Origin of the sequence: Tepidiforma sp. (assembly GCF_034432735.1) — a bacterium.
Lineage (GTDB): Bacteria > Chloroflexota > Dehalococcoidia > Tepidiformales > Tepidiformaceae > Tepidiforma.
Genome location: NZ_DAOUBJ010000150.1, coordinates 1 through 4,780, shown reverse-complemented (window position 1 = coordinate 4,780; position 4,780 = coordinate 1). Strand labels below are relative to the sequence as shown.

The 4,780-nt window shown below is 67.8% G+C and carries 4 protein-coding genes; all 4 read right to left on the bottom strand.

The genetic code is table 11. The features are described from left to right. Nucleotides 1-996 (bottom strand): ABC transporter ATP-binding protein (locus VAE53_RS12720; RefSeq protein ID WP_322819750.1); only part of this gene is annotated, 996 nt, incomplete at its 3' end. After that, nucleotides 993-2,741, bottom strand: a complete 1,749-nt coding sequence (locus tag VAE53_RS12715; protein WP_322819749.1) for an ABC transporter ATP-binding protein — start codon at nt 2,739-2,741, stop codon at nt 993-995. The genes VAE53_RS12715 and VAE53_RS12720, both read right to left, overlap by 4 nt. 291 nt (nt 2,742-3,032) lie before the next feature. Beyond that, entirely contained in the window at nt 3,033-3,362 is a 330-nt protein-coding gene (locus tag VAE53_RS12710) for a hypothetical protein (protein ID WP_322819748.1), read from the bottom strand. Nucleotides 3,363-3,605: 243 nt separating this feature from the next. Beyond that, complete coding sequence (locus tag VAE53_RS12705; protein ID WP_322819747.1) at nt 3,606-4,580, bottom strand: LLM class F420-dependent oxidoreductase; 975 nt, start codon at nt 4,578-4,580, stop codon at nt 3,606-3,608. Nucleotides 4,581-4,780: the final 200 nt, after the last annotated feature.

Sequence of the window (4,780 nt, the reverse complement as noted above, 5' to 3'; positions counted from 1 at the left end):
CGGCTCCGGCACCTCCGGCTCCACCGCCAAGATCCCGAAAATCTTCCCCAGCGCCGCGTTCGCACTCTGCACCATATCGAACACCTGCGAGAGGTTCTGGATCGGCTGGAAAATGAACTCCAGATAGAACACGAACGCCGCCACCGTCCCCACCGTCACCGCATCCCCCGCCACCTGCCGCCCGCCTACGTACAGAATCAGCCCGATGGCAGCCCCCCGGAGCCATTCCACGAACGGAAAGTAGAGCGACGAGAGCTTCACCGTGTACACATTCGCCGCAAAATTCCGCTCGTTGATCTCCCCGAACCGCTCCCGGTTCTTCTGCTCCCGCGCGAACGCCTGCACGACCCGCAGCCCCGAAAACGTCTCCTGCATGTGCACCATCACGTCCGCCACCCGCTCCCGCACTCGGTCGTACGCCCGCCCCGAATAGACGCGGAACAGCGCCGTCGCCACGACCAGGGGCGGCAGGATGAGCGCCACCGCCAGCGAAAGCTGCACGCTCAACGTCAAAAGAATCACCGTCGCCCCGAGCAGCGTCAGCGTCGACTGCACCACCACCAAGAACCCGTTGTTCAGCACGTCGTTCACCGTCTGAACGTCGCTCGTCATCCTGGCCACCAGCCGGCCCGCGTTCTCCCGCCCGAAAAAAGCCAGCGACATTCGCTGGTAGTGTTCGAACAGCCGCATCCTGAGGTCGAAGAGAAAATCCTGCCCCACCCGGTTCACCAGATACGTGCTCGCCGCCTGGAACCCGTACACCGCCAGCAGCAGCAACAGAAACACAGCCGCGGCGGCAGCGATAGCACCCCGATCGCCCTTCGCCACCCCCTCGTCGATCGCGTACTGGATGGCCAACGGCCTCGCCAGGCTCGCCGCCGTGAAGGCGACGATCGTCAACGTCGCGATCAGGAGCACCGGCCAGCGTGGCGCCAACATCCGGAGCGCACCCGCCAGCCCATTGACCCGCGCCCCACCCGGCACCCCACCGTTCACGACGCCACCGCCTCCAGCTGCCCGAGCACCTCCCGATACCGCGCCGAGCTCCGCATCAGCTCATCGTGCGTCCCCGTCGCGGCAACCCGCCCCTCGTCCACCAGCACCACCTGGTCGGCCAGCGAAATCGTCGAAAGCCGGTGCGAAATGATCAGCGTCGTCCGCCCCGCCATCACCTCCTTCAGCGCCGTTCGAATCTCCTCCTCCATCCGGGCATCCACGCTCGACGTCGCGTCGTCCAGGATCAGCACCCGCGGTTCCATCAGAATCGCCCGGGCGATCGCGATGCGCTGGCGTTGCCCGCCCGAGAGCGAAAACCCCTGCTCACCCACCACCGTCTCGTAGCCGTTCTCCAGCCGCTCGATGAACTCGTGCGCGTGCGCCAACCGCGCAGCACGCTCAATCTGCGCATCCGTCGCATCGAGCCGCCCGTAGGCAATGTTGTTCCGCACCGTATCGCTGAAGAGAAACGTATCTTCGAACACGATGCCGATATTCCGGCGGAGGTCGCGCAGCCGAAGCGACCGGATATCCGCCCCGTCGATCAGAATCCGCCCCTCGTCCACGTCGTAAAACCGCGGCAGCAGCCGCGCCACGGTCGATTTCCCACTCCCCGTCGCGCCCACCAACGCCACCGACCGGCCCGCCGGCACCTCCAGCGAGAAACCTCGCAGCACCGGCAGCCCCTGCCGATAGCCGAAGGTCACCCGGTCGAACACGATCGCCCCGTTCCCCGGGGGGAGCGGCCGCGCGTGCGGCTGCTCCCGCACCGTCGGCTCCTCCTTCAGCACATTCCACACCCGAGCCGCCGAGACGACCGCCCGCTGCCCCGAAGCGATCAGTTCGCCCAGGCTCTGGACAGGCCAGGTCAGCATCCCGAGATACTGGAGCGCCGCAACCAGCGACCCCGCCGACATCCGCCCCTCCGTCACCAGCCACCCCCCATACGCCAACACCACCAGCTGTCCGAGCCCCGGCAACAAAAAGAAGAGCGGCCCATAGGTCGTCCGCAGTCGCACCACCTCCATCGCGTCTCGGCGCACCCGCTCCGCCGCCGCCCGCATCCGGCTCACCTCGTACTCCTCGCGCCCGAACGCCCGTACCAATCGCGCCCCCGCGATCGTCTCCTCCGTCACGCTCGCCACGTCCGCCAGGTCCTGCTGCACCCGCTCCGTCCCCGGCTCCAGCCGGCTGAAAAACCGCACACTCAGCCACGTCACCACAGGAAACACCGCCATCGCCAGCACCGCCAACGAAACGCTCGTCATCACCAGCAGCACGAACGCCCCCACCGCCATCAGGAGGTAGGCAGCGTTGATCGGAATGTTCACCAGGAACGCTTGAATCTCCCGAAGGTCGGCGCTCCCCCGCGACATCAGCTGCCCGGTCGCCGTCCGGTCGTGATAATCGAACGAAAGCCGATTGACCCGGTCGTACAGCTCCAGGCGGAGGTCCGTCTCGATCCGATAGCTGGTCCGCATCGCCCAGTACCGCCGCGTCCCCGCACACACCGCCAGCACGGCCACCACCACCACGAACGCCACCACATAGCGGGTCAGCAGCCCCAGGTCGCCCGTCACGATCGCATGGTCGATAGCCAGCCCGACAAGATATGGCTCGACCAGCCGCAGCAACCCCCAGCTCAGCCCCGCACCGAACGCCACCGCGAGCATCGGCCAGCGCGCGCGCAAGTGCCCGAGAATCAGGCGCTCGCCCGCGCGCAAATCTAACGCTTCCTCGGTCACGCAGCCTCCAGTGTCCGCGCTGGGCGGCGCGCAGGCCCCGCCGTGACGATTTCCGGTATCTATCGAAACGGCGCGAGCCGACAATAGTTAACCACCGTTCACGATAACCCGCACCTCCCCGGGAAGCCCCCTTTTACCGCTCGTCGCCCGGCCCACGCGGCCCAATCACCGCTTCCCACAGCTGCCCCGCGGCCCCCGCCTCGCTCTCCGAACGTCACGGCCCATTCCGCCGCGAACCCCCGCTCACCCGCTCGTCCCCCCGCCTCGCCAAGCCCCCGAGAAAGCCAGCGCCTACGCCGCCCGGCCAAACCAGTTGAACGCCGTCACCGGCTCGTTCCCGTTCAACGGAAGCCGCGCCGGGAACCAGATCGGCGAAAGCATATTCTCCAGCCGGCTCACCCGCGGCAGCGCCGGCCGCCGCGTTACCCACGCCGGCATCCCGTCCGGCTCGCTCCGCTCCGCGCTCGCCGCCGCGACCGGCGCAGCCTCCTCACGGCTCGCCCGCTCGCGCTCCGAACGCACCCGCAGCCCCCACGCCTCCAGCGCCGCCATGATCACCTCCAGCGACGGATCGCCCTCGATGTAGAGCACCCGCCGCGCCTCCTGCGACACCACAGTCACCGAGCCCCCCTCCTCGGGGAGCTCGTCCGGGCGCGGCAGCGGCTGAAGGTGACGGCGCATCGTATTCCGAAAAACGGCAGCCGCTCCCCTCCCCAAAAGGGCCCCACGAACCGGTTCGGTGACGCACCGGTAGCGCCCCGGGAGACGCCCCGCCGAATTGCAAACCGCCGGTAAACCGCCCGCGAACCCCGCGCAAAACCGCCCCTCCGTGACAGCCCGGTGACAGCCCGTGAACCACGCCCCTCACAGCCCCTTCGCCGCCGGCACCACCTCCGCGGCCAGGAACTCGGGCACCGTGTCGTCATCGAACAGAAAATGCTGGAACTGCACCTCTTGCAAACCCGCCTCCGCGTACCGCCCCAACGCCTCCAGCACCTCCTCCTTCCCGCCCACGACCATCCCGCGCGAACGGAGGACGGCCCGATACTCGGCCAGCGACATGCCCGGCTGTCCGCCCATCGCCGGCCGCGCCGCACCCCACATCGTCATCATCCGCTCCGTCGCCCGGTCCAGCGTCCGCTCGTCCGGCCCGATGACCGCGAACGTCATCATCGACCTCCGGATCGTCGCCGGATCGCGCCCAACCGCCTCGCAGTGGCGCTCCAGCACCGCAACCTTCTGCGCGTACACCTCCGGCGAAACGTTCACGGCGTTCCATTCGTCCGCATACTTCGCCACCAGGCGAAGCGTCTTCCGCTCCCCACTCCCGCCGATGAGGATCGGCGGGCGGCCCCGCGCCGGCTTCGGCAAAAGATTCGCCCCCTCCACCCGGTAGTACTTCCCCTCGAACGTCACCGGCCCCTCGCTCCAGAGCGCCTTCATCAGCCGGATCGCCTCCTCCAACCGCGCGAAGCGCTCCCCGATCGCCGGAAACGGAATGCCATAGGCGCGGTGCTCCGCCTCGTTCCAGCCAGCGCCCAACCCCATCACGAAACGTCCCCCACTCAGCAAATCGACCTGCGCTGCCATCCGCGCAACATCGACCGGCGACCGAAACGTCACTGGCGAAACCAACGGCCCGAACCGGATGCGCGAGGTCTCCCGCGCGGCCACCGCGAACGAAACGTATGCCTCCAGCGAATCCTGTTGCGGCCCGATGAAGTAGTGGTCCGAACGGAAGAGCGTCGGGAAGCCCAGACGCTCCGCTAGCGCCAAAATGTGCAACCAGCGCTCCCACGTCAGCCCGTTCTGCCCCTCCACCATCAGCCCAATTTCCATCGATCGAAGCCTCCTGCACGTTGTCTCGCGATCCTACCGCCCCATTTCCGCCCGCGCCTTGCGCCGCCCGCTCGGCAGGTTACCATCCTCGGAACCCTCCACCATGAGGTAGCCATGGACGCCGCCGCCCTCCTCGACCCCGAAATCGCCGCCGCCCTCGCCGGCATGCCCACCTTCGATGGCTTCGCCTTCGACGATCT